Origin of the sequence: Cohnella hashimotonis (assembly GCF_030014955.1) — a bacterium.
GTDB classification, from domain to species: Bacteria; Bacillota; Bacilli; order Paenibacillales; family Paenibacillaceae; genus Cohnella; species Cohnella hashimotonis.
In genome coordinates this window covers 7114040-7139379 of the sequence record NZ_JAGRPV010000001.1, presented here as the reverse complement: position 1 = coordinate 7139379, position 25340 = coordinate 7114040, and the positions used below count along the sequence as shown (strand labels likewise).

General features: G+C 61.4%; 24 protein-coding genes. 18 read left to right on the top strand and 6 right to left on the bottom strand.

Features of this window, described 5'->3' with window-relative positions:
• Window positions 1-55 precede the first annotated feature (55 nt).
• The 3 genes from KB449_RS28465 (at window position 56) to KB449_RS28455 (ending at window position 3007) form a co-directional block, all read left to right on the top strand.
• Window positions 56-346, top strand: a complete 291-nt coding sequence (locus tag KB449_RS28465; RefSeq protein ID WP_282911579.1) for an STAS domain-containing protein — start codon at window positions 56-58, stop codon at window positions 344-346.
• 36 nt (window positions 347-382) lie between these two features.
• Complete coding sequence (locus tag KB449_RS28460; protein WP_282911578.1) at window positions 383-2470, top strand: EAL domain-containing protein; 2088 nt, start codon at window positions 383-385, stop codon at window positions 2468-2470.
• Between the two features lie 111 nt (window positions 2471-2581).
• Window positions 2582-3007: a DUF6157 family protein gene (locus KB449_RS28455; protein WP_282911577.1), complete on the top strand. Its 426-nt coding sequence runs from the start codon at window positions 2582-2584 to the stop codon at window positions 3005-3007.
• A 152-nt stretch (window positions 3008-3159) separates the two neighbouring features.
• Here KB449_RS28455 and KB449_RS28450 read toward each other — a convergent pair whose 3' ends face one another.
• Window positions 3160-4026, bottom strand: a complete 867-nt coding sequence (locus KB449_RS28450) for a 3'-5' exonuclease (RefSeq protein ID WP_282911576.1) — start codon at window positions 4024-4026, stop codon at window positions 3160-3162.
• A gap of 173 nt (window positions 4027-4199) precedes the next feature.
• Here KB449_RS28450 and KB449_RS28445 point away from each other — a divergent pair, with 173 nt between their 5' ends.
• From KB449_RS28445 to KB449_RS28410, 8 genes are all read left to right on the top strand, one after another.
• Complete coding sequence (locus KB449_RS28445) at window positions 4200-4730, top strand: TetR/AcrR family transcriptional regulator (protein WP_282911575.1); 531 nt, start codon at window positions 4200-4202, stop codon at window positions 4728-4730.
• Window positions 4731-4853: 123 nt separating this feature from the next.
• Window positions 4854-6278 (top strand): MFS transporter, encoded by a 1425-nt coding sequence (locus KB449_RS28440; RefSeq protein ID WP_282911574.1) that lies wholly within the window; start codon window positions 4854-4856, stop codon window positions 6276-6278.
• 653 nt (window positions 6279-6931) lie between these two features.
• Window positions 6932-8455, top strand: coding sequence for a PTS mannitol transporter subunit IIBC (locus KB449_RS28435; RefSeq protein WP_282911573.1), 1524 nt, complete (start codon window positions 6932-6934; stop codon window positions 8453-8455).
• A gap of 126 nt (window positions 8456-8581) precedes the next feature.
• Window positions 8582-10684 carry a BglG family transcription antiterminator gene (locus KB449_RS28430; protein ID WP_282911572.1) on the top strand — a complete coding sequence of 701 codons (2103 nt, stop codon included), beginning with the start codon at window positions 8582-8584 and terminating at the stop codon, window positions 10682-10684.
• Window positions 10685-10689: 5 nt separating this feature from the next.
• A complete protein-coding gene (locus KB449_RS28425; protein ID WP_282911571.1) occupies window positions 10690-11127 on the top strand; it encodes a PTS mannitol transporter subunit IIA in 438 nt (145 codons plus the stop codon).
• A complete protein-coding gene (locus KB449_RS28420) occupies window positions 11124-12281 on the top strand; it encodes a mannitol-1-phosphate 5-dehydrogenase (RefSeq protein ID WP_282911570.1) in 1158 nt (385 codons plus the stop codon). Before KB449_RS28425 ends, KB449_RS28420 begins: the two co-directional genes overlap by 4 nt.
• A gap of 38 nt (window positions 12282-12319) precedes the next feature.
• The gene (gene ptsP / locus KB449_RS28415; RefSeq protein ID WP_282911569.1) at window positions 12320-14041 is read left to right on the top strand and encodes a phosphoenolpyruvate--protein phosphotransferase; all 1722 of its coding nucleotides are present in this window, start codon (window positions 12320-12322) and stop codon (window positions 14039-14041) included.
• The gene (locus KB449_RS28410) at window positions 14041-14304 is read left to right on the top strand and encodes an HPr family phosphocarrier protein (RefSeq protein ID WP_282911568.1); all 264 of its coding nucleotides are present in this window, start codon (window positions 14041-14043) and stop codon (window positions 14302-14304) included. Before ptsP ends, KB449_RS28410 begins: the two co-directional genes overlap by 1 nt.
• Window positions 14305-14381: 77 nt before the next feature.
• Here the strand turns inward: KB449_RS28410 and KB449_RS28405 are convergent, their stop codons facing one another.
• Together KB449_RS28405 and KB449_RS28400 are read right to left on the bottom strand one after the other, a co-directional pair.
• Complete coding sequence (locus KB449_RS28405) at window positions 14382-15269, bottom strand: DUF4190 domain-containing protein (protein WP_282911567.1); 888 nt, start codon at window positions 15267-15269, stop codon at window positions 14382-14384.
• A gap of 34 nt (window positions 15270-15303) precedes the next feature.
• On the bottom strand, window positions 15304-15936 hold the full coding sequence (locus KB449_RS28400; RefSeq protein ID WP_282911566.1) for a DUF975 family protein: 633 nt from the start codon (window positions 15934-15936) through the stop codon (window positions 15304-15306).
• Window positions 15937-16397: 461 nt separating this feature from the next.
• Here KB449_RS28400 and KB449_RS28395 point away from each other — a divergent pair, with 461 nt between their 5' ends.
• Window positions 16398-17174 carry an ABC transporter permease gene (locus KB449_RS28395; RefSeq protein WP_282911565.1) on the top strand — a complete coding sequence of 259 codons (777 nt, stop codon included), beginning with the start codon at window positions 16398-16400 and terminating at the stop codon, window positions 17172-17174.
• A complete protein-coding gene (locus tag KB449_RS36610; protein WP_350356247.1) occupies window positions 17171-19036 on the top strand; it encodes an ATP-binding cassette domain-containing protein in 1866 nt (621 codons plus the stop codon). The genes KB449_RS28395 and KB449_RS36610 overlap by 4 nt, the downstream gene beginning before the upstream one ends.
• 21 nt (window positions 19037-19057) lie before the next feature.
• On the opposite strand, the gene KB449_RS28380 is transcribed toward KB449_RS36610, so the two are convergent.
• The 3 genes from KB449_RS28380 to spoVAC are packed head-to-tail and all read right to left on the bottom strand — an operon-like array spanning window position 19058 to window position 21438.
• A complete protein-coding gene (locus tag KB449_RS28380) occupies window positions 19058-19918 on the bottom strand; it encodes a DUF421 domain-containing protein (protein ID WP_282911564.1) in 861 nt (286 codons plus the stop codon).
• Between the two features lie 4 nt (window positions 19919-19922).
• Window positions 19923-20954 (bottom strand): stage V sporulation protein AD, encoded by a 1032-nt coding sequence (gene spoVAD, locus KB449_RS28375; RefSeq protein WP_282912927.1) that lies wholly within the window; start codon window positions 20952-20954, stop codon window positions 19923-19925.
• Between the two features lie 10 nt (window positions 20955-20964).
• The gene (gene spoVAC / locus KB449_RS28370) at window positions 20965-21438 is read right to left on the bottom strand and encodes a stage V sporulation protein AC (protein WP_282911563.1); all 474 of its coding nucleotides are present in this window, start codon (window positions 21436-21438) and stop codon (window positions 20965-20967) included.
• A gap of 196 nt (window positions 21439-21634) precedes the next feature.
• Between spoVAC and KB449_RS28365 the strand changes: the two genes are divergently transcribed.
• The 5 genes from KB449_RS28365 (at window position 21635) to KB449_RS28345 (ending at window position 25340) form a co-directional block, all read left to right on the top strand.
• Entirely contained in the window at window positions 21635-21841 is a 207-nt protein-coding gene (locus KB449_RS28365) for a DUF1657 domain-containing protein (protein ID WP_090117637.1), read from the top strand.
• A 73-nt stretch (window positions 21842-21914) separates the two neighbouring features.
• The gene (locus KB449_RS28360) at window positions 21915-22721 is read left to right on the top strand and encodes a polysaccharide deacetylase family protein (protein WP_282911562.1); all 807 of its coding nucleotides are present in this window, start codon (window positions 21915-21917) and stop codon (window positions 22719-22721) included.
• 105 nt (window positions 22722-22826) lie between these two features.
• Complete coding sequence (locus KB449_RS28355; RefSeq protein ID WP_282911561.1) at window positions 22827-23687, top strand: ABC transporter ATP-binding protein; 861 nt, start codon at window positions 22827-22829, stop codon at window positions 23685-23687.
• Between the two features lie 48 nt (window positions 23688-23735).
• A complete protein-coding gene (locus tag KB449_RS28350; protein ID WP_282911560.1) occupies window positions 23736-24179 on the top strand; it encodes a hypothetical protein in 444 nt (147 codons plus the stop codon).
• Window positions 24180-24377: 198 nt separating this feature from the next.
• Entirely contained in the window at window positions 24378-25340 is a 963-nt protein-coding gene (locus KB449_RS28345; RefSeq protein WP_282911559.1) for an AAA family ATPase, read from the top strand.

The window sequence follows — 25340 nt, the reverse complement described above, 5'->3', positions numbered from 1 at the left end:
GCCGGTGTCTGTCGGTTCGGATCACACGGCTGTCGACGCCCGCGGGAGGTTCGTCATGAAGTGCGATATCAGGCGAGAGGGCGGTACGGTCGATATCGTGCTCTCGGGCAGGATCGGCGTAGCCGAAGCGATCGAGCTCCGGCACAGGCTGTTTCCCGAGCTAACGGCGGGAATCACGGGCGTTGTTCTACGGATGGGCGAGGTCACGGACCTGGACAGCTCAGGTCTCGGCCTGCTGCTGGCCGTGAGGAATCTGTCGGTGGACATCGGAGCGGCGTTCGAGCTTAAAAACGCGGGCGCAGGGCTGGCGCCGAAGCTGGATGCAGTCGGCTTGGCCTCGCGTTAAACAACATTGGGACGGCGGCATCGGGGAGGCATTGAAATGAGCGGATATTTGGCATCGGCGGGCGACATGAAGCATGACGAGACCTTATGGCCCCTCTATGCCCGAATTTACCGCGATTCGCAGGAAGCGATCATGATTACGGACAGTCATGCCCGCATTGTACAAGTGAATCCGTCCTTTTCGAGAATTACGGGCTACGAAGAGAGCGAGGTTGTCGGACTCACGCCGAGCGTGCTTAAATCCGACTGTCAGTCGCCCGATTTTTACGCACGGATGTGGGCGGCGATTCATCTCGACGGCAAGTGGAAGGGCGAGATCTGGAACCGGCGCAAAAACGGGGAGGTCTATCCGCAGTGGCTGTCGATCTCCGCGGTCAAGGACGAGGCCGGACAGCTGCAAAACTATATGGCGATGTTTCTCGATCTGACCGAATACAAGAGCGCGGCCTCCAAGCTCAGGCTGCACGCGCAGGTGTTCAGCTACGCGAGCGAGGGCATTATGATTACGGACACGTCGCTCAAAATTTTATCCGTCAACCAGGCTTTCACCGTCGTCACCGGCTATACGGAAGAGGAGGCGTGCGGACATACGCCCGCGTTGCTGCGGTCCGGCAGGCACGGACGCGACTTTTACGATCGCATGTGGGAGAGTCTGCGCGAGGCCGGCCGCTGGCAGGGCGAGATCTGGAACCGGCGCAAGAGCGGGGAGCTTTATCCCGAGTTCCTGACGATAACGACGCTGCGCGACGAGCAGGGCGAGGTCACGAACTACATCGGCATGTTCAAGGACATCACCGCGCGCAAGCAGGCGGAGGACAGGCTCAAGTATCTTGCACACTACGACATGCTGACCGGGCTGCCCAACCGCACGCTGCTGCAGGACATGCTTCAGGACGTCATGGAAGGCTGCCGGAGAACGGGAGAGCGGCTCGGCGTGCTGTTTATCGATCTGGACCGGTTCAAGTCGGTCAACGATTCGCTGGGTCATGATGCCGGGGACAAGGTGCTCCGGCAAATGGGCGAGCGCCTGAAGCGGGCGGTCCGCGCGGAGGACGTCGTGTCGCGGCTTGGCGGGGACGAATTTATCGTCGTGCTGCGGAGCTTGAAGAGCGCCGACGAAGCGTTGGAGACGGCGCGGCGTGTGACCGAGCTCATGGCGCGTCCGTTCGACGGGGCGGACAACGAGATTTATATGAATGCCAGCATCGGCATCAGCATGTACCCGGATCACGGCAAGGACCTGGAGTCGCTGATGCAGCACGCCGACCTGGCGATGTACGAGGCCAAGTCGCAAGGGGCCGGGCCGCAGCTGTTCAACGAGGGGATCGGCGGCGCCTTTTCGCGCAAGCTCCGGCTGGAGCGGGAGCTTCGATTCGCGGCCGAACGTGGAGAGCTGCAGCTTGTCTACCAGCCGCAGGTCGGCGTGGAGAGCGGCAGACTGGAAGGCATGGAGTCGCTGCTGCGTTGGCGGCACCCCGAGCTGGGGGCAATCTCGCCGTCGGAGTTCATCCCGATCGCCGAGGAGACCGGCCTGATCCGGGAGATCGGCAGCTGGGTGCTGGGAGAAGCCTGCAAGCAGCTGGGCGCCTGGAGCCGAAGGGCGCGGACCGTTCCCGCGATCGCGGTGAACCTGTCCGGAAAGCAGTTCATGGCGCCCGATCTGGCGGAGACGTTCCGCGGCATCGTACGGGACGCCGGCTGCGATCCGCATCAGATCGTGCTCGAGATTACGGAGAGCTTCGGCATCGTCGACATGGATTCGGTAATCGGCGTGCTGCGCGAGCTTAAGGGGATGGGCTTCCGCGTGGCGATCGACGACTTCGGCAAAGGCTACTCCGCGCTCGGCTATCTGAAGCAGCTGCCGATCGATATCCTGAAGATCGACAAGAGCTTCCTGAGCGAGCTGACGTCGGATCCGAAAAGCGATGCGCTCACCCGGGCGATTATTCAGATGGCGCAAGGGATGGAGCTTCGCGTCATCGCGGAGGGCGTCGAAACGCCCGCGCAGATGGCGCGCCTGCGCGAGCTGCGCTGCGACATCGCGCAGGGCTACTACATCGACCGGCCGATGCCGGCGGGAGAGCTGGAGGCTGGGTATTTGAGGTCGCCGCAGCGAGCGAAGTGAAAGAATAGCCACTCCTCTCGCGAACCGATTGTATGTCGCGTCCGGATATGTTACGTTCATGCCAAGAGGAAATGTCCAATGCCTTCACGCTGAAGAGGAGGGACTCCCGCCATGGAATGGAACTACTACAACACCTTCATCGCCGTGTCCGACGACTGTCCCGTCGAGTACGGCGCGGTGCCGCCGGACAAGGCCGCAGGCAAGACGAAGCCGGGCATCGAGTACGACATGATCGCCGGCGAGCCCTATGCGCACACGCAGGAAGAGATTCTGTACGAGACCTACGTCCGCCACAAGCAATTGTCGCCCGAGGAGAGGGATGCGCGAGAGGCGGAGATGCGGACCGAGTTCTACGGCAAGCCGAAGGCATGCATGCGGGCTTCGATGCTGCCGAAGAAGTACGGCTGGGGGCTGCACTTCAACGCGGAGGGCAAGGTTGCGCTCGTACCCAAGGAATCGGAGGCATACGGCCGGTTCGCGGACGGAGAGATCGAGGGCGTGAAGGTGCTTAAGGCTATGCGAAACAAGAAAGCCTGAGTCCCTCCGCGGATTGGCCGCACGTTCGCGTGCCGCGTCGCGCACGTCAAAAAAGGCTTCAGCCGTCTAGGCTCAAGCCTTTTATTATGAATTCAAGCGGTCTTGACAGTCCGCATCTCCTTCATTTCGTATCTTCCCCAATCCCGGCTCCCTCAGTCCGCTTCGTCGGCATCCGGCTGCGCAGTCTCTGCGTCCGGCGCTTCGGCGTCGGTCCCGTTCTCGCGGCTTCTGCCCTGGCGCTCGGCGCCCCTCGGTTTAGGCGGCTTGGGCGGCTTCGCCGTCTCCGCCTCGTAGTAGGCCTTCAGCTCCGCGGCCTTGCGCGGATCGGCGAGATCGACTTTGCCGGCGAGCACCTGCTCCGTCAGCAGCTCCCAGCTCAGCGCGAACTTCTGCGATTGCGCAAGCCGGATCGCATTCTTGACCGTTCGGCGTTCTTTGGCATTGCTGAATGTGTCCTTATACTGCCTTGCGTCCTTCTCGGGATCGAGCACGGCGAACGTCTTGCGGAAGATCTCCGCCGTCATTCGCGCGTCGTCCAGCGCCCGGTGGGCCGAGCCCTCGGACGGGATGCCGAGATCCTCGAGCGCCGCTTCGACGCTGACGTCGTTGGTCAACCCGCGGCCGCGCAAGTACACCTTGAGCAAGTCATAATACACGGCGGACATCCAGTAGGCGTCGTCGAGCTTGTGCATGCGCGTATCGAGCACGATCCGCTTGAAGTCCTCGCCGCCCCACGTGACGAAGCGGCACGACTCGCTGCGTCCGAGCCACGCCAGAAACGCCCGGATCACCGGTACGAAGCCGCTCGCGCTGTCGATGTCCTCCTGGGGAATGCCGGTTTTTTTCTTAATGAAGCTGTTCAGCTTGGCAAAGTAAACGGGCTTGATAAGCGCCGAGAACTCGTCGACCGCCTCCAGCGCATCGTTCAGCCGTACCGCGCCGATCTCGATCACTTCCATAGGCAGCTCGCTTGCGAACTTGCGTCCGTTGAATTCGATATCCAATATGATGTAGTCCAAGTTAGCGACCTCCGAATTGTACAGATAACCTTATATTATCAAAAATCCGAAGCCAAAGCCCTTTCGTCCGCCGGTCTGCAAGGAGAAGATTTTTAGAAGGAAACCATTGACAGAAACGATTTCCTCATGTTATTTATTAATCAATAAATAAAATGAGTTTGGAGTTGCGGCGAATGACACCCAGGGACGATACATCCTCTGCGACGCGCAAAGAACAAATCCTCGACGCGGCAGCCGAGCTTTTCGCTTTCCAAGGATTTTACAAGACGACGACGGCGCTGGTGGCCAAGGCCGTAGGCGTCACGCAGCCCTACGTGTTCCACTTCTTCAAGACGAAGGAGGAGCTGTTCCTCGCCGTGCTGGACCGCGGTTACCGGCGCCTGGTGCAAGCCTTCTCCGTCGTAGAGAGCCCTTCGGAGGAATTGGTCCACCGGATGGGCGGCGCGTTCGAAGAGCTGTTGGTTACGCATCGCAACGAGATTTTGCTGGTCATGCAAGCTTATGCGATTCCCGAGCCGGCGATTCGCGATGAAGTGAAGTCGAAGTTCGCCGAGATCCACGAGATGGTCAGCGGCCGGTTCGCGCAGGCGGGCATTCCGAATGCTGCCGGGGAAGCGGGCATGTTCATCGGGACGGGTCTGCTCATCGCGCTGTCGCAAATCCTGGAGCTACCGAGACTGCTCCCGTGGTGCGAGCCGGAATAAAGACCGCTAGCGGTCGGGATGGCTCGCTTTCGGTACGCGCTTGTTTTTGCCGCCGCCAAGCCTGGACGCTTGGCGGTTGTTTAAGAGAGTTAATTTATTTATCGATAAATAAGGAGTGAGGACATGTCAACTTTGCAAAGAAACCGGATGCTGGTCATCGTCTGCCTGGCGTTGTTCATGGTCATGCTGGATACGCTGGTACTCGGCGTAGCGCTGCCGTCGATTCAGAATTCGTTTAACGCCGGTCTCGCGGATCTGGAATGGTTCACCAACGGCTATACGCTGACCTTCGCGGTGCTGCTGATTCCGCTCGGCATGCTGGGAGAACGTTTCGGCCGGAAAAGGGTGTTCCTGCTCGGCATCGCCGTTTTTACGCTCGGCTCGCTGGCTTCGGCGCTGAGCACCCATGCAATCGGCCTCACGCTGGCGAGAGCTATCCAGGGCGTCGGCGGCGCGGCGATCGCGCCAATCAGCCTCACGCTGGTCAGCGCGGCGTTCCCGCCCAAGTTCAGAGCGGCCGCGATCGGCATCGTGTCCGGCGTGTCGGGGCTGGGCCTCGCGATGGGACCGCTCGTAGGCGGCCTGATCGTGAACGGCTCTCCCTGGCAGACGATTTTCTGGATCAACGTTCCGATCGGCGCGCTCGCCGTTGCGTTCGGCTGGCTGTGGCTGCGGGAATCGAAGGGCGTGGAGAAGCGCCTCGATCTGATCGGCCTGCTGCTGATCGCCGCATCGCTGCTGGGCATCGTATTCGGTCTCGTTCGCGGCAATGAAGCGGGATGGGGCGCGTTCGAGGTGTGGGGGCCGCTGGCGGGAGGCTTGGCGCTGCTGCCTGTCTTTATCGCCTGGGAATGGCGCCATCCTCACCCGTTGTTGTCGCTCGGGCTTTTCAAGAACCGCGACTATTCCGCGCTCATCGCTGCGGGATTCTGGCTGAATGCGGGCATCTTCGGCGCCATCTTCCTGCTCACGCTGTTCCTGCAGCAAGGGCAAGGCTACTCCGCGCTCGGCGCCGGAGTTCGCGAGATGGCCTGGACCGGCGCCACGATGGTCGCCGCTCCGCTGGCGGGACTCTTCATCGGGCGCCTCGGCACCCGCCGCGTGCTGCTGACCGGCCTGCTGCTTCAGGTGGCCGCGCTGTGTCTGTTCGCCATCCTCATTGCGGTGAACGGAGCGGTATTCTCCTTCGCCTATCTGGCGCCTGCCATGGTACTGGCCGGTCTCGGCATGGGGCTCAGCCTCACGCCGTTGTCCGAGGGCGTGCTGTCTGCCGTGCATGAAGCCTCCTCGGGAGAAGCGAGCGGCGTCTCAAACGCCACGCGGGAGCTTGGCGGCGTATTCGGCATCGCCATCGGCAGCCTGATCTTCCGCCAGGGCGGACAGGTCGCTACGCCGGACCAGTTCGGGAGCCATTTGATCCCCGTCTTGTACGTTTATGCCGGGATGCTCGGCGCCGCGTTCATTACGACGCTGCTGTTCTACAAACGGTCGCGGAAGGCGGCGAGCGAATCCGGCAACGCCTTGCCGGCCAGTGCGGCCGTAGAATAAGCGGCTCGTGGACAAAAATGAATCGTGGGCAGCGGCGAATCGTGCACAAAATGAATCGTGGGCAGCGGCGAATCGTGGACAATGGCGAATCGTGGACCGGCAAGGCGCGGCTTCGGCAGAACGGGGCTGGCCGGTTGTTGGGCGGGACGTAAAGCCTGCATATGTACATGTACTTTCTGCCACCCCGCGGACGATTGATGAAAGCATGCGAATGTGCAGGTAAATTCGAAACATAGGTCGGAAATGGGGCTAACAGCGGAAAATAAATGCGTTTTGGCATCTATCCTATCCAAAAGAGCGTCTTCGGCCAAAAAAGATGTATATTTGCAGGTCTTGCAGCGAAAGGGCGATGCGGGCGGCGACCGGGCCAACCCATCGAAGCGACAGTCGGAGAAGTCGTCGATCGGCGTTCCACACATTTGACCACCGTCAGGGAGATCTTCCCTGGCGTCTTTTTATTCCCTCGGAACACGCGCCAGAACCCGCGCCGCCGGCTGTCGGCTCATAAATTCATCAAATGCTGTCAACAGTATGATTGACAAAATCGCAGTATCCTTCTGTTGCTGCCAAAAGGTGCGCGCAGTACGATAAACGCATATCGACCGCAGCGGAATCCCGCGAAAAGAAAGCGGTTAATTCAAGGAGGAACCGAAATGGAGCATGCACAGCGTTCTGCTTCTAGCGGTGGCATACGAGTAGGCGTCCAGAAATTCGGACGATTCCTGAGCGGCATGGTCATGCCGAACATCGGGGCGTTCATTGCATGGGGCATCATCACCGCATTATTCATACCGACCGGGTGGGCGCCGAATTCGGAGCTTGCGAAGCTCGTCGATCCGATCATCAAGTACCTGCTTCCGATTCTGATCGGATACACCGGCGGCACCATGGTGCACAAGACGCGTGGCGGCGTCATCGGCGCGCTCATGACGATGGGCATCATCGTCGGCACCGACATCCCGATGTTCCTCGGGGCGATGATCTGCGGTCCGCTCGCCGCATGGGTGCTCAAGCAGTTCGACAAATCCGTGGAAGGCAAGATCAAAGCGGGCTTCGAGATGCTGGTCAACAACTTCTCGCTCGGCATCATCGGCGCGGCCCTGACGCTGCTCGCGTATTCGGGCATCGGCCCGGTCATCGAGCAATTGACGAGCTGGCTGTCGGACGGCGTGGAGTTTCTGGTGAATCACAACCTGATCCCGCTGGCGAACGTCCTCATCGAGCCGGCAAAGATTTTGTTCCTCAACAACGCGATCAACCACGGCGTGCTGAGTCCCATCGCGCTCGACGAAGCGTCGCGCACGGGCAAGTCGATTCTGTTCATGCTCGAATCGAATCCGGGCCCGGGCATCGGCGTCCTGCTCGCCTACATGTTCGTCGGACGCGGCTCCGCCCGCCAGTCGGCTTCGGGCGCTGCGATCATCCACTTCTTCGGCGGCATCCATGAGATCTACTTCCCTTACATCCTCATGAATCCGCGCCTGATTCTGGCTGTCATCGCCGGCGGCGTGACCGGTACGTTCACCTTCTCGATCTTCGGCGCGGGCCTGGTCGCTCCGCCTTCTCCGGGCAGCATCTTCGCCTATATCGCAATGGCGCCGAAGGGCGGCCTGCTGCCGGTGCTAAGCGGCGTGCTCACTGCGGGCATCGTGTCCTTCGCCGTCTCGGCGCTGCTGCTGAAAACGTCGAAGAAGAACGCGCAGGACGAGGATATCGAGGAAGCGCAAAGCCGCGTGAAGGCGATGAAGGCTGCGGGCACGCCCGCCGCGGCGGCTGCGGCAGCAAACGCTGCGGCTCCGGTCGCAGGCGTCTCGGCTGCGGCAGGATCGCGGACCTCGACACCCGACACGGCGTTCGTCGACGCAGGTCTGCAAACGTCGGCCCATGCGGTTAAGGATAAGGAGAACGTGCGCAAGATCGTTTTCTCCTGCGACGCCGGCATGGGATCGAGCGCCATGGGCGCCTCGATCCTTCGTAAGAAAATGAAGGCTGCAGGATCGGACATTACAGTCATTAATACGGCTATCAGCGACATTCCGGACGACGCGGACATCGTCATCACGCATAAGACGCTCACCGACCGCGCCAGACAAAAGGCGCCGAATGCCGAGCATATCTCGATCGACAACTTCCTTAAAAGCCCGGCGTACGACGTCCTTGTAGACAGGCTCGCTTGATCCGCATCGCTCTTCCGGAACGGAGCGGCCTGACGGCCGCATCCGCCGCGCATATCGAATTGACTGACGCTGGCGAGCCTATCGCCGGCGTTCAGCCCATTTTGGATAGACAGGAATGATCCGTTCATGAGCGTGTCCAACCGAACCAGGCTGATCCTCGAGCTGCTGCTGCGCAGCGGGCGGGAGATGACGGCCGCCGAGCTTGCCGCGGGGCTCCAGGTCAGCTCGCGCACCGTACACCGCGAGCTTGCCGCGGTCGAGGAGCTGCTGGCAGGCCAGCCGGTATCGCTGGTGAAAAAATCCGGCTCGGGCATCGCCCTGCAGGGCGACCCGGCTGCGCTAGAGCGCCTTGGCGGCATCGTATCCGCGGCTGAGGAGGCCGAGTTCTCCCCGGACGAGCGCCAGATTTACCTGCTGTGCCTGCTTCTTCAGGAACGGGAGCCTGTCAAGCAATTCGCGCTGGCGCACGAGCTGAAGGTGACGGTGCAGACGATCGGCAGCGACCTGGAGGAGCTGGCCGAGTGGGTGGAGCGCTTCGGCGTGCGGCTTATACGTCGCAGAGGCTACGGCGTGGAGCTCGCAGGCGGAGAGGCGGAGCTGCGGGAAGCGATCCGGCAGCTCATCCGGCTGCGCCTCGACGATGCCGAGCTGATCGCGAGCCGGGGCGAACCGCCGTCGCATCCGCTCGACCGCGTGCTGTTCCAGCTGGCCGGACGTACAGACATGGCCGATGTCGAGAGCGCGCTGTGGAGTCTGGAGCGCCGCTGGGCCGGCAGCCTCAACGAACCGATCTACACGGACCTGCTCATCCGCCTGTCCATCTCGCTGCATCGCGTCCGGCAAGGCAGGACGGTGGCTAATGCCCCGATCCCGTATCATCCGCCGCCGCAGGACCGGCAAGCGTCCGAACGGGCCGCGGCGGAAGCCGCGCAGCTGGCGGAGCAGCTCTCGGCACGGCCTGGCGTCGAGATCGGCCCGGCCGAAACGGCTTATGTCGCCGAGCTGCTCCAGGATGCCCGCGGCAAAGATCTCGCGCTGCTGCCCGGCGACGATCTGGCGCTTGCGGACACGGTCCGCCGGCTGATCCGGTCCGTGCAAACGTCGACGGGCATCGATTACGACGAGGACCGGTCGCTGCGGGACGGCTTGTTCGAGCACTTGAAGCAGGCGGTGCAGCGGCTCGGCGAGGGACAGCGCATCCGCAATCCGCTGCTGGAGCAGATTCGCCGGGATTACGGCGTGCTGTTCGCGGCCGTCAGGGAGGCGGCTTGCGCAGCGCTGCCCCAACTGGAGGTGCCGGACGAGGAAGTCGGCTTTTTGGTCATGCATTTCGGCGCGTCCCAAGAGCGGCTCAAGCAGCTCCGGCGGAACGTACGCGCGATACTCGTATGCACGAGCGGCATAGGCTCCTCCAAGCTGCTGCAGATGCGCATCCGCAAGGAACTTCCGCAGATCGAGATCGCGGACCGGGTATCCTGGTACGAGGCGGCCCGGATCGACGAGGACACGTACGATCTGATCATCTCAACGATCGATCTTCCGATCGACCCCAGGCATTACATCAAGGTGAGCCCCCTGCTCACGCAGGGGGAAGCCGACCGGCTGCGGGCGTTCGTTCGCGAGGCGCCGTGGGAGCCTAAGCCGGCCGCCGTCCGGAATGGAGCGGCGGTCGAGCCGGCCTCTTCGGCAGACGGCCTCGCCCGGCTGCAGCGCCTGAAGACGACGCTCGACGAGATCGTGTCGCTTGTGGGCGGGTTCAGGGTGATCGAGCTGGGCGACGAGGCAGGCGACCTGTACGCGGCGCTGGACGACGCTTGCCGGCGGGAGGAAGCGCTCGGCCTGCTGAGCGAAGCGGCCGCCGTACGCGACAGGCTGCTGGGGCGGGAGGAACAGGGCAGCCAGATGATCCCGGGCACGGGCCTTGCGCTCTTTCATACGCGGGCGCCCGAGATCAAGACCTCCACCCTCAAGCTGTACCGGCTTCGCCGGGCGGTGCAGCTGCCGGAGCGAGAGCAAGACGGTTCGCCCGTTCGGTTGTCGCGCTTCCTCCTCATGCTGGCGCCCCGCGCGCTGGCGCGGGAGCGGCTTGAGGTGCTGAGCGAGATCAGCGCGATGCTGCTCGACGAGGAGACGATCGCGCTGCTCGAGGCCGGCGACGAGACGGCGATCCGCGAGCGAATGACGACGCATCTGAGAAGCTTTTTCTTAACTAAAACCGAAAGCGAGTGACCGATATGAGCATCCTGTCCGCAAACAAAGTGAAACTGAACGCAACCGTCGGCGACAAATACGAAGCGATCCGTCTGGCCGGCCAACTGCTGGTCGAGGCGGGCCACGTAGAGCCGGCTTACGTCGACAGCATGATCGAACGCGAGAATTCGCTGTCCACCTACATGGGCGGCGGCCTCGCGATCCCGCACGGAACGAGCGAATCCAAGAGCACCATCAAGTCTACGGGCCTGTCGATCGTCCAGCTGCCGGCCGGCGTCGATTTCGGAGACGGAGAAAAGGCGCATCTGGTCATCGGCATCGCGGCGGTCGGCGACGACCATCTGGATATTTTGACGAACGTCGCGATGATCTGCTCGGACGACGAGAACATGGAGCGGATTCTCGCCGCCAAGACCCCCGCCGAGATGATCGAAATCTTTGAGAGCGGTGTGGAGGAATGAAGGCTCTGCACTTCGGCGCAGGCAACATCGGGCGGGGCTTCATCGGACTTCTGCTGTCGCGCGCGGGCTACGAGGTGGTTTTTTCCGACGTAAATAAAACGCTGGTCGACGCGCTTCGCGAGCGGGGCGAATATACGGTGACATTGGCTGACGACAAGCAGGAGCGGATACGCGTGGCAGGCGTGACGGCGATTGACGGCACCGACCTTGCGGCCGTAGCCTCCGCCGTGGCCGAAGCCGATCTGGTCACGACCGCAGTCGGCGTGAACATCTTGAAGCATATCGCTCCGGGCCTCGCGCGCGGCATAGAACGCCGTATCGCCGCGGGCGCAGGTCCGCTCCACCTGATCGCTTGCGAAAACGCAATCGGAGGCAGCGCTCAACTGAAAGCGCATGTGTACGGGCATCTGGACGAGGAGACGCGTCGCGGGGCCGACGCCGTTTGCGCCTTCCCGAACGCGGCGGTGGACCGAATCGTGCCGATCCAGCACAACGAGGATCCCCTCGCGGTGACGGTGGAGCCTTTCTACGAATGGGCGGTCGACGCATCCGTTATGTTCCCGGATTTCAAACGCATCGAAGGCGTGCATTATGTGAACGACCTGACGCCGTATATCGAGCGCAAGCTGTTCACCGTCAACACGGGTCACGCTTCTGCGGCCTATCTCGGCAACCTGAAGGGGTACGAGACGATTCAGCAGGCGATGGCCGACGATGCGCTGGTGGGCGAAGTACGCGCGGTGCTGGACGAGACGGGCGCCGTCATTGTCCGCAAACACGGCTTCGATCCGGAGGCGCATCGCCATTATATCGATACGATCCTAGGCCGCTTCCGCAATCCGAATCTGACCGACGAGATCGCGCGCGTCGGCCGTTCGCCGATTCGCAAGCTGTCGCCGAACGACCGTCTTGTCGGTCCCGCGCTGCTGGCGCTGGAGCAGGGCAATGAGCCTGACGCGCTCGCCAAAGTCATGGCCGCGGCACTGCGCTTCGACTACCCGGACGACCCGGAGTCGGCAGAGCTGCAGCGATCGCTTGCGGACCGCGGCGCCGGCGCGACACTGGCGAAATACACGACCCTGCCGCCGGAGCACCCGCTGCTCTTGCTGGCATTGAAGCAATTCGAAGCGTTGGCAGCCGAGCTCCAAAGCTGAAGCAAAGACGCTTTTCAGAATAAAAGGAGGGATGCATCATGTCCCAACAGTTAACCGGCATCGCCGCTTCTCCCGGCATCGCCATCGCGAGGGCGTTCCGATACGCGCATACCGCGGCCGAAACGCCGGAGCGCGCCGAGGTCGCCGACGCGTCCGCGGAGGCGGAGCGCTTCCGCGCCGCCGTCGCGCGGGCGAAGACGGAGATCGACGCGATCCGCGAATCGACGGCGCGCAGGCTCGGCGCCGCGAAAGCGGAAATTTTCGAAGCGCATCTGATGCTGCTCGACGATCCCGATCTCGTGGACGCCGTCCTCGAGCAGATCGACAATGAATCGGTAAACGCCGAATACGCGCTTCACGAAGTAACGGGCATGATCGTCGAGATGCTGCGCGGCATGGACAGCGAGATGCTGCGCGAGCGGGCGACGGATGTGCTGGACGTGTCCGGTCGGGTCATGAGCCATCTCAAGGGCAGACCGTACGCAGCGCTGTCCGGCATCGCGGAGGAGACGATCATCGTGGCGCAGGATCTGACGCCGTCCGATACCGCGCAGCTCGACCTGGACTACGTGCGCGGCTTCGTCACCGAGATCGGCAGCCGCACGTCGCATTCCGCGATCATGGCGCGCTCGCTGGAGCTGCCCGCAATCGTCGGGGCAGGCAAGGCTGCGGCGGACGTTCCGGACGGGACGACGATCATCCTCGACGCGACGGAGGGGCGGATCGTCGTCGATCCGAGCGACGAGGAGCTTGCGGACTATCGGGCGAGAAAGGAGGCCTACAACGCGCGTGTGGCCGAGTTGAAGCGGCTGGCGTCCGAGCCTTCCATATCGGCTGACGGTGCCCACGTCGAGCTGGCGGCCAACATCGGAGGCGTCGAGGACGTCGCGAAGGCGCTGGAGAACGGCGCCGACGGCGTCGGGCTGTTCCGCACCGAATTTCTGTACATGGGTCGCAATTCGCTTCCGACCGAAGAAGAACAGCACGAGACCTATCGTCATGTGCTGGCCAAAATGGAGGGCAAACGCGTCGTCATCCGCACGCTCGACATCGGCGGCGACAAGGAGCTGCCGTACCTGTCGCTGCCGAAGGAAAGCAATCCGTTTCTGGGCCAGCGGGCGGTCCGCTTCTGCCTGAGCCGCGAGGACGTGTTTCGCACGCAGCTGCGCGCGCTGCTCCGCGCGAGCACGGCGGGGAAGCTGAATATTATGTTCCCGATGATCGCCGTTGCGGGCGAGCTGCGGCAGGCCAAGGCGATTCTGGCCGAGGAGCGAGCCAAGCTGGAGAGCGAAGGCATCGCGGTAGCTTCCGACATCGAGGTCGGCATCATGATCGAGATTCCGGCTGCGGCGCTGAACGCGGACTATCTGGCCAAGGAAGTCGACTTCTTCAGCATCGGCACCAACGATTTGATTCAGTACACGATGGCGGCGGACCGCATGAACGACGCTGTCTCGTACCTGTACCAGCCGTATCACCCGTCCATTCTACGTCTTGTCCGCATGGTCATCCGGGCCGCGGAGCGCGAGGGCAAATGGGCGGGCATGTGCGGCGAAATGGCCGGCGATCTCACGGCGATCCCGCTGCTGCTCGGCCTTGGCCTCGGCGAGTTCAGCATGAGCGCATCGTCCGTGCTGCCGGCCCGCGAGCTGATCGGCATGCTGTCCAAGCAAGAATGGGCGCGGCTCGCCGACGAGGCGCTGCAGCTCGGTACCCAAGAGGAAGTCAAACAATTCGTAGAACAAAGGAGTCGTGCCTAATGCTTTCCGAAACCTTTACTGTCATCCATCCGTCCGGCTTCCATGCCCGTCCGACGAAGATTTTCGTCCACGCGGCGACGCAGTTCAACTGCAAGGTCAATCTCGTAAAGGGGAGCAAAAAGGTTAACGGCAAGAGCTCGCTCGGCTTGCTCTCGCTCGGACTCGCCAAAGGCGACGAAGTGACGCTGGAAGTCGACGGCGAGCGCGAGGACGAAGCGCTTCGCGAGCTCGGTCCGCTGCTGTCGAAGATTTACGAAGAATAAGAGAGGATATCCTCCGCAGGCGCGTAAAAAAGGCTGTTCCTTTCGGTCGCATTCCGCGATCGAAAGGACAGCCTTTTTTATGCTTCCATGATGATGTTCGAAAAGTTGTTGTAATCGTAGTTGTTGTCCGTCGCGGCGAATGCGAAGATGATGATCAGCAAGATGATGACGAAGTACAGCACCGTGCCCACGATCGAGCAGACGAGTCCGGCGACGGCCATGCCGGAGCCCTGTTCGCCGCGAACGCGGATCTCCTTCAGCGAGATCGCGGATACAATGATGCCGACGACGCCCAGGAAGAATCCGATGAACGGGATGACGATCGATCCGATGCCGAGGATGAGCGCGGCGATCGATTTGCTATTCGAGCGTGCCGGCGGCGACTGTGGCGGGCGGGCATACTCGTAGCCGGGCTGGCGGTAAGGATACGGATTCGAGGGTCCGCCGCCGTACGTTTGGTGTTCATGGTTCGGATGCTGCGAATATGCGGAGCCATGAGGCGGAGGCGGTGGATAATAACCGCCTTGGTGCGGCGCGTTCGGATGACCCGCATGCTGCTGACCCGCATATTGGGCATGCTGCTGATCGGCACGCGGCTGGTACCCGGCAGACGGGTGCCCCGGCTGCCAACCTTGCGAAGCTCGCGCCGGGTCATCGCCCGCGCGGTAACCGCCGCCCGCCGCCTGTCGATCGCGCGCCCATGCCTGGTCGGCTCCTTGCCGCTCCTGCGCGCGTGCCGCCGACTCCTCGGCCGCGCGGTAACCGCCGTCGGCGTCCTGCCCCTCATGCGCGCGCGCCGGTTCGCTCGCTGCGCGTTCTCCCGCTGCGCGTTCTCCCGCGGCCTCGCCGCCGCTGTCCGCCGGCCGAGCCGGCGAGGCATCCGGCGCTGTGCCGGCATCCGGGCCCGGCGCGGAATCTGTCGGGTCCGGCCCGCTCCAATTGTTGTTCGAATCGTCGGATGTCATCGTTTAGTCTCCCTTTGCGGAAAGGCTTCGATTGTTAGTATTTGTAGTTGTTCAGTCCGGGCTGGATGGGCGGCTCTACGTAGTTGGATTGATTCAGATCTTCATAAAAGTGGGCGACTCCGGTAAGAAAATACGGCGTAACCCACAGCAGACCGATGCCCAGCGGGATCGCGCCGAGAATCGCCCATCCGAGATAGCTCAGGCAGAAGACGAAGTAGCGTCCTTTGTTGCCGGCCATCATGGCTTTGCTGCGATTGATGGCTTCAAGGCCGCCGATGCCCGGATTGTCGCGCAAGATGAAGAAGGCTTGAGAATAGCGAATCGCGGCGATGATGCCCGGTACGATAAAAAGCAGCGTCCAGAGGAACGTAAAGATGCCGACGAGCAAGTTCAAGATAAAAGCTTCGGAGAAGCGGTTGAAGCCGCTGAACAACCCGCCGATGCTTGGATTGCGCTCGCGCACGAGATCCTGGAAGTACCCGTACAATCCCAGCGCTATCGGTCCGGTGAGCACAAGAGAAGCCACCCAGCCGATCAGCGGGATTTGTTCAAGATACCCAATCACAGTAATAATAATGAAGTACACCAGCGCCAGCAGCACCGGTTCCGTCCATTTGCCTTGCAAAGTCGTTCTTGCTCGTGCACGAAGCTCCGAACTTGTCGTCATTTGCTCAATTCCACCTTTGCGTCATGAGTTGTGGTGCAGATGCCTGTCCCCAATCCATACTGATTTTACAAGGCATGTCACATTTCGACAACCACTTTTTGGAACGGGGGGGTCCCAAGCCCCCTATATCCTATGCCTCGCCTCACCGCCGATATGCTTCAAGGTCGTACGGAATCCATGCTTGGCATTGGAGCGTACCGCTTGAATCGTGCATGCTGCACAACAGGGACCTACTCCATATTACCTTTTTAAAACATAAAAAAACCGCCCTCGGCGGATTTTAGGCAAATTTAAAGTAAGGGGGATCAGTGTTGGCTGATCGAAAAGAAATATGTATCCTCGACATCTATAATATTAGATTAGCACGCCGGAAAAGAATAGTCTAGTCTTTTTTTTTGAATTTGTTATCATTTGGAATGCTCTTCCCGGGAGAGACATTTAACGCGGAAAAGAGGGTCCAAATGACTGTGCTTTGGGTGTTGGCCAGAAGCGCTTACGAGAGCCGCCTGCAATATACGGCGTCGCATGCCGTGCGCACGGTTGCCAGCGTAATATTCGGCATGATCTATATCTCGATCTGGCAGGGCATCGGCGATCAGTACGCGCTGGAGGGCTACGGCCGGGAGGGGATGGTCGCGTACATTTCGTTTAATCAGGTGATTCTGTGGCTGACGTTCACCTCGCACGGACTCGGACTGGAGGATCGGGTCCGGACCGGCCAGATCGCGCTCGACCTGATTCGCCCGGTGCATTTGTTCGTATTTTCAGCCGGACGGGAAGCGGGCTCCATCCTCTATAACGTGTTGTTCACCGCGCTGCCGCTATATGTTCTCTATGCGCTGTTCGTCGGATTGCCGGTTCCGTCTGATCCCGAACGCTGGCTGCGCACGCTTGCGGCGCTCGTCATGGCGGCCTATACCGGCATCTGCATCTCGTATTGCATCGGCGTGACGGCGCTGTGGACGGTGGAGAGCCGCTGGTTCAGCCTGCTGAACTATTCGCTGAGCTTCGTGCTATCCGGCTTCCTCATGCCGATCGCGTGGATGCCTGGCTGGCTGCAGACGATCTCCAGGCTGTCGCCTTATCCGGTGTTCAACGATATTCCCACCCGCACCTACCTCGGCTATGCCGCCCCCACGTGGCTGCTCGCGCCGGTCTTCTGGTGTCTGCTGCTCACGCTGGCCTGCATCGCGGCGACGTCCGCCGTGCGGCGCAAGGTGGAGGTGCAGGGCGGATGAACTGGCTGCGCATCTCATGGATGCTCTACAGGATCAACGTTCGGGCGAGAATGCAATACCGGGTCAGCTTCCTGTTGACGACGCTGCTCGCTTCGGTCGTAACCGTCGCCGAATTTCTCGGGTTGGCGGTCGTGCTGCATGCGTTCGGCGCGATCCGGGGCTGGAACATATGGGAGATCGGTTACCTATACGGCGTGCTCATGACGGCGAAATATTTGTATCGGGGCGTCGGCTCCGCCGTCAACAACTTCGAGCCGTACCTCGTGAATGGCCAACTGGATCAATTGCTGCTGCGGCCGATGCCGCTTCTGCTGTCGGTGCTGACGTCCCGGACGCGGATGGTCGGCGGCGAGCTGCTGCAGAGTCTGACCGTGCTGGGCGTCTGTCTCGGCAAGCTGCTGGGGGACGGGACGGCCGGCTGGACGGCGATCCCGTTGACGCTGCTGATCGTCTGCACCGGCACCGTCATCATGTTCGCCGTCGGCCTCGCGACGGCTGCGGTCGGATTTTGGACGACGCGAACCGAGGATCTGTCCATACTGACGGACAACGCGTCCACGACCGCATGCCAACTGCCGCTAAGCCTGTTTCCCGACTGGCTCCGCACGCTGCTGCTGACCGTCGTTCCGTTCGGATTCATCAATTATGTGCCCGCCATGTTCATCGTCCGGTCCGAATGGGGATGGTGGACGATCCCGGCGACCGCGGCCATAGCGGCGCTGTCCCTTGGGGCTGCGCTCGCCTTGGGGCTGCGCTCGCCTTGTGGCGCGTCGGGGTTCGGAAGTATCAAAGTACGGGCACCTGACCTCTTCAGATGCATCACCATTTTCAGACAGATTGATTCAGGAGGGATGATCATGAAAACGATGCTGGAAGCCAAGGGGCTCGGCAAAACGTTTACGACGACGCAGCCCAAGGAGGGCAGGCTCAAGGCAGTCCGAACGCTGTTCTCCCGCGAACGCAAGATCGTCACGGCGGTGAACGCGCTCGACATGCGGGTTTCGGAGGGCGAGTTCGTCGGCTTCATCGGACCCAACGGCGCGGGCAAATCTACGACAATCAAGATGCTCTGCGGCATTCTCCACCCGAGCGCGGGGGAGGTCCGGATCGTAGGATTGAGCCCGCAGCGAGACCGGAGGCGCGTGGCGAGGCGCATCGGCGTCGTGTTCGGCCAGCGGTCCCAGCTATGGTGGGATCTGCCGCTGAAGGACAGCTTCGATATTTTGGCCGCGATGTTCCGTCTGGGGGCCGCGGAGAAGGAACGCCAGCTGGCCAAGCTGGAGGAGGTGCTGCAGCTGCGGGATTTCTGGGACACGCCCGTCCGGCGGCTGTCGCTCGGGCAGCGGATGCGGGGCGACCTGGCGGCCGCGCTGCTCCACGATCCGGAGCTGCTGGTGCTGGACGAACCGACGATCGGCATGGACGCCGCGGCCAAGCGGCAGATTCGGGACCATCTGAGACTGCTCAACGAGCAATTCGGCAAAACCGTCCTGCTCACGACGCACGACATGGACGATATCGAGACACTGTGCAAGCGGGTCATCGTGATCAGCCGAGGCGAGCTGCTTTACGACGGAGGGCTGGATAAGCTCCGGGAGCGGATCGGGCTGCCGACGACCGTTCGCGTGACGTTCGGCCAGGATACGAGTCTTGCGCCGGGCATGCGAATCGGAGGCAGCCGACAGGCCGCCTCCGAAGAGGTTCGCGTGGTTGAGATACAGGGACGGGAGGCGGAGGTCAGCTTCAACCGCGAGCGGATCGGCGTTATGGAGGTGCTGCGGCTGCTGTCCGAGTGGGGCGACATCGCGGACGTGCACGTCGAGGAGCCCGCGTTCGAGGAGATCGTCAGCCGCGTTTATTGATCGGCTTGGAGCCCCTCTGCATCAGCATTGCAGCATCGGCTTCAAGTCCGAGATGACCTGCGCCAGCGAAGCGGAGGTGCGCGTATACATGGCTTTGGCTTCAGCGTCCTGGGTGGATACTGCGTACAATTCCAGATCCGCTTCCAGCTTCTTCAGATTGGCGAGCAGCAGCGCCTTGCCTTGCGGCGCAGGTACCTGGAGCTTGTCGTCGTACAGGTCGACGTACAGCTGCTGGTACGCATCCACTTGCCCAAGAAACACATTGTCGACGGTAACGCCGATTTTCTCCAGCTCCGTCGCCAGCCAGCCCGGACTGAGTCCCGCGGTTGCGAGGGGCTCGTTCATCATTTTCCCGTCCATGATCACGATCTGCGGCTCAACCTCGTGCACCTTCGGCATGTTCATATCGCTCGGCGTGAGCGGCTGCTTTTCCTTTTTCATCAGCACGCTGAGCTCTCCGCTCGTTTCCATGACCGCAAATTCCACATCGGCCAGATTAAAGGCATTTTTGCCGCGCAGCTGCTCCATCAGCTCGTCCGTCGTCAGATGTTCCTTCTTTAGATTGTCCTCCATCACCTTGCCCTCTTTAATGACCACCCGGCCGCGTCCTTCAAGCAGATGGCGCAGCCGGAGGCTCTTCATCGAGAGGTACTCCAGCGTGAAGGGCACCGCAAACCAGACGGCGAGCGCAATGAGCCCGTGCGAATAATGGGCCTCCATATCGGTGGAGATGAAGCCCGCGAGTTCCCCAAGCGTAATGCCCAGTATATATTCAAAAAAAGTGAGCTGCGAAATCTGCTTTTTGCCGAGCAGTCGGGCCATGACGAACAGGACGACCAGTGCGCCCAGCGAGCGAAAGATGATCTGGCTCCACATCGGCATGGCGTTAACCCTCTCTCTCCAAAATGGAATCCGGCGCCTCCAGCGCGACCGCGTGCGCGATGCCCGGGATGGACTCGCTCTGCTGAAGGGCGAGCGGCGACATGAGCGCCCCCGTCGCGACCACGAGAATCCGGCGCAGCTCGCCTGCGCTCAGCTTTTTCAGCAAATGGCCGTAAGTCACGACGGCGGAACATCCGCAGCCGCTGCCGCCTGCCTGGACCATCTGCTTGTCGTAGTCGTAAATCATCATGCCGCAGTCGCGAAAACGCGTCTTGTGCATCGGAATGCGATGCTTGTCGAACAAGTCGGTCGCGAGCTCGTAGCCGACCTTCGCCAGGTCGCCCGTCACAATGAGATCGTAGTGATCGGGACCGACGCCAAGATCGCGGAAGTGCGAGATGATCGTATCGACGGCGGCCGGCGCCATCGCCGCGCCCATGTTGAACGGATCCGTGATCCCCATGTCGACGACACGGCCGATCGTCGCTGCCGCGACGCGGGGGCCTTCGCCCTCGCCCGCTACGAGCACGGTTCCGGCGCCGGTCACCGTGTATTGTGCGTAAGGCGGCTTCTGCGAACCGTATTCGGTCGGATAGCGGAATTGCTTCTCGGCGGTCGAATTATGGCTGCCGGTGCCGGCGAGCGCATATTTGGCGCCGCCCGTGGAGACGAGATAGGAGGCGGTCGCGAGACTCTCCATTGAAGTCGAACAGGCGCCGAACATGCCGATGTAGGGCATGGCCAGCGTACGGGCGGCATAGCTGCTGCTCGTAATCTGGTTCATCAGGTCTCCGCCTAGATAGAAGCTGATCTGATCCTGGGTCTTGCCCGCTTTTTGCAGCGCAATCTTCGCCGCTTCCTCCAGGAACGTGCGCTCCGCCTTCTCCCAGCTGTCCTGGCCGACCAGCGAGTCGTCGTGCACGATGTCGAAGTCATGGCTCAGCGGGCCGCGTCCCTCGAACGGTCCGACGACGGTGCCGGACGACAGGAGGACGGGCTTGTCGCGGAACAGCCAGCTCTGATGTCCCTTCAGAATCGTCATTGAATCATCCTCCGTATCCGAAAATAAATCGCAAGAGCGCGATGATGAAAGCAGCCACGGTGCCGAACACGATGACGGAGCCTGCCAGCTTGAACATATTCGCGCCGGTGCCGAGCACGAGGCCTTCGCTGCGATGCTCGATGGCCGCGGACGACATCGCGTTCGCGAATCCCGTTACGGGGACGGCCGAGCCGGCGCCCGCCCATTGCCCGAGCTTGTCGTAGACGCCGGCGGCGGTCAGCACGACCGAGGCCGCGATCAAGACCGCGACCGTCGGGGCTGCGGCTTCCTTTTGCGACATATGCGCGAAGTGCATGAACGCTTCCTGAATGCCTTGGCCGAGCGCGCAGATGAGCCCGCCGACGATAAATGCGCGCAGGCAGTTCAAGGCGACGGGACGCGCCGGCTGACGCTTTAAGGCAAGCTGGCGGTACTCTTGCTGGGTGGGCGTCAGCTTTTTAATCTTATTGTTCGCCATGGCGTTCGCCTCCTACGATTAAGCAAATGTCGGGCAGTATAGGTTGAGGATGCCTCACCGGTCGGATTTTTACCCGTATGAGGCCGGTAATCGGTCGACCGCCAAATGTTTACAGTTGTGAACCGGTCCGCAATCGGGCAAAGTACGCAGGTCCCTCTGCGGGGAACATTACCGAAGAGAAAGAGGCGTAGCTTAAATGACCGTAGCATCCCAAGTGAAGACCACCGTCGCTTCGCTCAAAAGCGCTCAAGCGAGCCTGGAGCAATTCGCGATCGGCACGCAAAACCAGCAGGCCAAACAGCTCTTTACGGACGCGGCTGCGCAAACGCAGCAAATCGTCGATCAGGTCGAGCAGCGCGTGCAGCAGTTGGAACAAGAAGAGCCTCAGTACAAAGGGTTCTAGAATCGCTAATTCTGTTCGAGGATCGGAGTTCCGGCTCGCCGGGACTCCTTCTTCGCTAGAAAGGGGCAAATCTATGCGGCAGGGAAAAGCGTCGGCCATCATTCGCCGTTTGGCGGTCGGAACGGTTGCGGCGGCGATTTTGTTGGCGACGCCGGTCGCGCTGGCGGCAGAGCCGATGGAGAAGGCGGAAGCCGTCGGCTACAAGCCGGCATTCAAAGGCAGGTCTTATTACGAATCCAGAGGCGAAGCGATCTGGGAGGTGCCGTTGGAAGGCAAGTTCATCGCGCTGACGTTCGACGACGGGCCGGATCCGGCTGATACGCCTGCGATTCTGGACTTGCTCGCTAAGTACGGGGCGCACGCTACCTTTTTTATCACGGGAAAAAAAGCCGAACAGTACCCCGGTATCGTGAAGCGTGAAGCGATGGAAGGCCACGAAGTCGCCAACCATACATACACGCACCGGATGCTGCTGCATTGCTCGGACGCGCAAATCCGCAGCGAGATCGCGATGGCCCAGAAAAGCATCACGCTGGCCGCCGGCACGGAGCCGGTCCTTTTCCGGCCGCCGGAAGGCTTCTTTAATGCGCGGGTGCTCTCGGCGGGGCGCGAGCAAGGACTCATGACCGTGCTCTGGTCGTGGCATCATCCGACCGACGATTGGGCGCGTCCGGGCGTAAGCCATATCGTAAAAGGCATTCTGGGCGACGTGCGGAGCGGGGACATCGTCCTGCTGCACGACTATGTAAGCGGAAAGACCCAGACGATCGACGCGCTTCGTGTGATCTTGCCTAAGCTGACGGAAGAGGGGTACCGGTTCGTGACGGTATCCGAGCTGCTTCAATTAAAAAATTCAAAAACAAATTTGGTAAATCGTTGACTTACAAGTTGAGAACCATTATCATTCTTATTATGAATTGATAATGATAACGATTATCACAGACCTAACATAAAGGCGAATTCCGTTCGCCGGAGGAGTGAAGATATGTCGCGGTTAAGCACGAATCAGCTGTCTCTTGCCTATGGCAGCCGGCGTATTGTGGAGAATCTGAATCTGTCCGTGCCCGACGGCAAGATCACTTCTCTGGTAGGCGCGAATGGATCCGGCAAGTCCACGATCCTCAAGTCGCTCGCGCGCATCCTGAATCCGCAGAGCGGAGGCGTGTTCCTGGACGGCAAGCAGATTCACCGCCAGCCGACCAAGGAAGTGGCGAAGCAGCTTGCGATTCTGCCGCAGAACCCGACGTCTCCGGAGGGGCTGACGGTACGGGAGCTGATCTCGTTCGGACGCTACCCGCACCAGCGAGGCTTCGGCACATTGTCCGCCGAGGACAACCGGATGATCGACTGGGCGCTGCAGGCGACGGGCATGAGCGAATTCCACGACCGGGCCGTCGACCAGCTCTCCGGCGGTCAGCGTCAGCGCGCATGGATCGCCATGGCGCTCGCGCAGGGCACCGAGGTGCTGCTGCTCGACGAGCCGACGACGTTCCTGGACATGGCGCATCAGATCGAGGTCATGAACCTCCTTGAAAAGCTCAACCGCGAGCAAAAGCGCACCATTATTATGGTCGTCCACGATCTCAACCATGCCGCCCGCTTCTCTCAGCATCTCGTCGCATTGAAGCGCGGCACGGTACTCTACGAAGGGCATCCGGAGGTCGTCATGACGCCGGATATGCTGCGTGACGTGTTCGGCATCGATGCCGACGTGATCCCGGATCCGCGAACAGGCGCGCCGCTCTGCCTGCCATACGGATTGGCCGAAGGCATCGGCCGGGCGTCGGCAGCGGGCCAGTCGGCTGCAGTTCGCGAAGAAGGCCGCTTGACCGCCGCGGTCGTGTAGCAATCGGCTGTCGAAGGCCCTCTTCCCTTAATAAGGGAGGGGGCCTTTTTGGTGCTTTTGCGCCGCGCTGCCTCGTTGTTGCGTCCAAAGCTGCTGCATGAAAAATTCAGAAAAAAACCGCGTAACTCCTGCAGAAACGCCGGCTGGGAGCTGACTTACACGGAAAATCCGCGTAAGTCCCGCAGAAACGCCGGCTGGGAGCTGACTTACGCGGAAAAACCGCGCAACTCCCGCAGAAATGCCGGCTGGGAGCGGACTTACGCGGAAAAACCGTGTAACTCCCGCAGAAACGCCGGCTGGGAGCTGACTTACGCGGAAAAACCGTGCAACTCCCGCAGAAACGCCGGCTGGAAGCTGACTTACGCGGAAAAACCGTTTATCTCCCGCAGAAACCACCGCCCGGAGCGGAGTTGCACGGAAAAGACCGTGCAACTCTATGCCGATGCGCTAATTGGGGCTACCGGCAATGGCGATATCCCTTTTTTCAAGTAACGATTCCTTGTAACCGTGCTTTCTCGCTTGCCGCAGTCTGCCGCCGCTGCAGCGTAGTCTTGAGCGGCGTACAGCCGCACGATGTTACTTTTCATACTGGCATCCCCGCTTCGCGGTCGTTTGTGATTCCGCCCGCGCCTCTGTAATATGAAAGGAAGCAGTAGTTGAAAGCGCTTGAGGCAGAGGAGGCTCTAATCCATGGTTCATCTGGAAGACGTACGGAACAAGACGCGCCGCGTTTTGGATCAGATCGCGGCGATCGTCGTCGGGAAGCCGGATGCGGCGGAGTATGCGCTGATTGCGTTGCTCGCTTCGGGGCATATCATTCTGGAGGACGTGCCCGGCACCGGCAAGACGCTGCTCGCCAAGTCGCTCGCCCGGTCGCTCGGGTGCGCATTCAAACGCATCCAGTTCACGGCGGACCTGCTGCCGTCGGACGTGTCGGGCATCAACTTTTACAACCAGCGGGCAGGTGTCTTCGAGCTAAGAAAAGGCCCGGTCTTCACGAACGTTCTCCTGGCCGACGAGTTGAACCGGGCGACGCCGCGCACGCAGTCGAGCCTGCTCGAGAGCATGGAGGAGCGCCAGGTGACGATCGATGGCGAGACCTATCCGCTCGAGCGTCCCTTTCTGGTCATCGCCACGCAAAATCCGGTTGAGAGCCATGGTACGTTCCCGCTCCCCGAGGCGCAGCTCGACCGCTTCATGCTGCGGATTCCGATGGGCTATCCCGCCGCAGGGGAGGAAGCAGAGATTTTGCGCCGGTTCATGAGCGGCGACCCTCTGGCCACCGCACAGCCGGTCCTCGCGCTGGAAGAAGTCCTGCAACTGCAGGGCGCGCTGCAAAATGTACGCTGCCACGATGACGTGCTGCAATATATGCTCGCGATCGTCTCCGCTACGCGGGACAGCGAAGACACGGCCGTCGGCGCGAGCCCGCGCGCAAGCCTTCAGTTCATGCGGGCCGCACAGGCAAGGGCGCTGCTCCGCGGGCGCGACTTCGTGCTCCCCGAGGATGTCAAGGCGCTGGCCGTTCCCGTGCTCGCCCATCGGCTGGTCCTTCACGATCCGCTGGCGGGAGGCGGCCGCGCCGAAACGATCGTGCACGAGCTCTTGAACAAAATTGCGGTTCCTGCCGAGCAGGACGCGGTATACGCCTAG

What these genes read in the sequence shown, in the direction of transcription:
- KB449_RS28465 (WP_282911579.1), top strand. Translation starts at nt 56, where the DNA reads ATGAAGTGCGATATCAGGCGAGAGGGCGGTACGGTCGATATCGTGCTC.
- KB449_RS28460 (WP_282911578.1), top strand. Translation starts at nt 383, where the DNA reads ATGAGCGGATATTTGGCATCGGCGGGCGACATGAAGCATGACGAGACC.
- KB449_RS28455 (WP_282911577.1), top strand. Translation starts at nt 2,582, where the DNA reads ATGGAATGGAACTACTACAACACCTTCATCGCCGTGTCCGACGACTGT.
- KB449_RS28445 (WP_282911575.1), top strand. Translation starts at nt 4,200, where the DNA reads ATGACACCCAGGGACGATACATCCTCTGCGACGCGCAAAGAACAAATC.
- KB449_RS28440 (WP_282911574.1), top strand. Translation starts at nt 4,854, where the DNA reads ATGTCAACTTTGCAAAGAAACCGGATGCTGGTCATCGTCTGCCTGGCG.
- KB449_RS28435 (WP_282911573.1), top strand. Translation starts at nt 6,932, where the DNA reads ATGGAGCATGCACAGCGTTCTGCTTCTAGCGGTGGCATACGAGTAGGC.
- KB449_RS28430 (WP_282911572.1), top strand. Translation starts at nt 8,582, where the DNA reads ATGAGCGTGTCCAACCGAACCAGGCTGATCCTCGAGCTGCTGCTGCGC.
- KB449_RS28425 (WP_282911571.1), top strand. Translation starts at nt 10,690, where the DNA reads ATGAGCATCCTGTCCGCAAACAAAGTGAAACTGAACGCAACCGTCGGC.
- KB449_RS28420 (WP_282911570.1), top strand. Translation starts at nt 11,124, where the DNA reads ATGAAGGCTCTGCACTTCGGCGCAGGCAACATCGGGCGGGGCTTCATC.
- ptsP (WP_282911569.1), top strand. Translation starts at nt 12,320, where the DNA reads ATGTCCCAACAGTTAACCGGCATCGCCGCTTCTCCCGGCATCGCCATC.
- KB449_RS28410 (WP_282911568.1), top strand. Translation starts at nt 14,041, where the DNA reads ATGCTTTCCGAAACCTTTACTGTCATCCATCCGTCCGGCTTCCATGCC.
- KB449_RS28405 (WP_282911567.1), bottom strand. Translation starts at nt 15,269, where the DNA reads ATGACATCCGACGATTCGAACAACAATTGGAGCGGGCCGGACCCGACA.
- KB449_RS28400 (WP_282911566.1), bottom strand. Translation starts at nt 15,936, where the DNA reads ATGACGACAAGTTCGGAGCTTCGTGCACGAGCAAGAACGACTTTGCAA.
- KB449_RS28395 (WP_282911565.1), top strand. Translation starts at nt 16,398, where the DNA reads ATGACTGTGCTTTGGGTGTTGGCCAGAAGCGCTTACGAGAGCCGCCTG.
- KB449_RS36610 (WP_350356247.1), top strand. Translation starts at nt 17,171, where the DNA reads ATGAACTGGCTGCGCATCTCATGGATGCTCTACAGGATCAACGTTCGG.
- KB449_RS28380 (WP_282911564.1), bottom strand. Translation starts at nt 19,918, where the DNA reads ATGCCGATGTGGAGCCAGATCATCTTTCGCTCGCTGGGCGCACTGGTC.
- spoVAC (WP_282911563.1), bottom strand. Translation starts at nt 21,438, where the DNA reads ATGGCGAACAATAAGATTAAAAAGCTGACGCCCACCCAGCAAGAGTAC.
- KB449_RS28365 (WP_090117637.1), top strand. Translation starts at nt 21,635, where the DNA reads ATGACCGTAGCATCCCAAGTGAAGACCACCGTCGCTTCGCTCAAAAGC.
- KB449_RS28360 (WP_282911562.1), top strand. Translation starts at nt 21,915, where the DNA reads ATGCGGCAGGGAAAAGCGTCGGCCATCATTCGCCGTTTGGCGGTCGGA.
- KB449_RS28355 (WP_282911561.1), top strand. Translation starts at nt 22,827, where the DNA reads ATGTCGCGGTTAAGCACGAATCAGCTGTCTCTTGCCTATGGCAGCCGG.
- KB449_RS28345 (WP_282911559.1), top strand. Translation starts at nt 24,378, where the DNA reads ATGGTTCATCTGGAAGACGTACGGAACAAGACGCGCCGCGTTTTGGAT.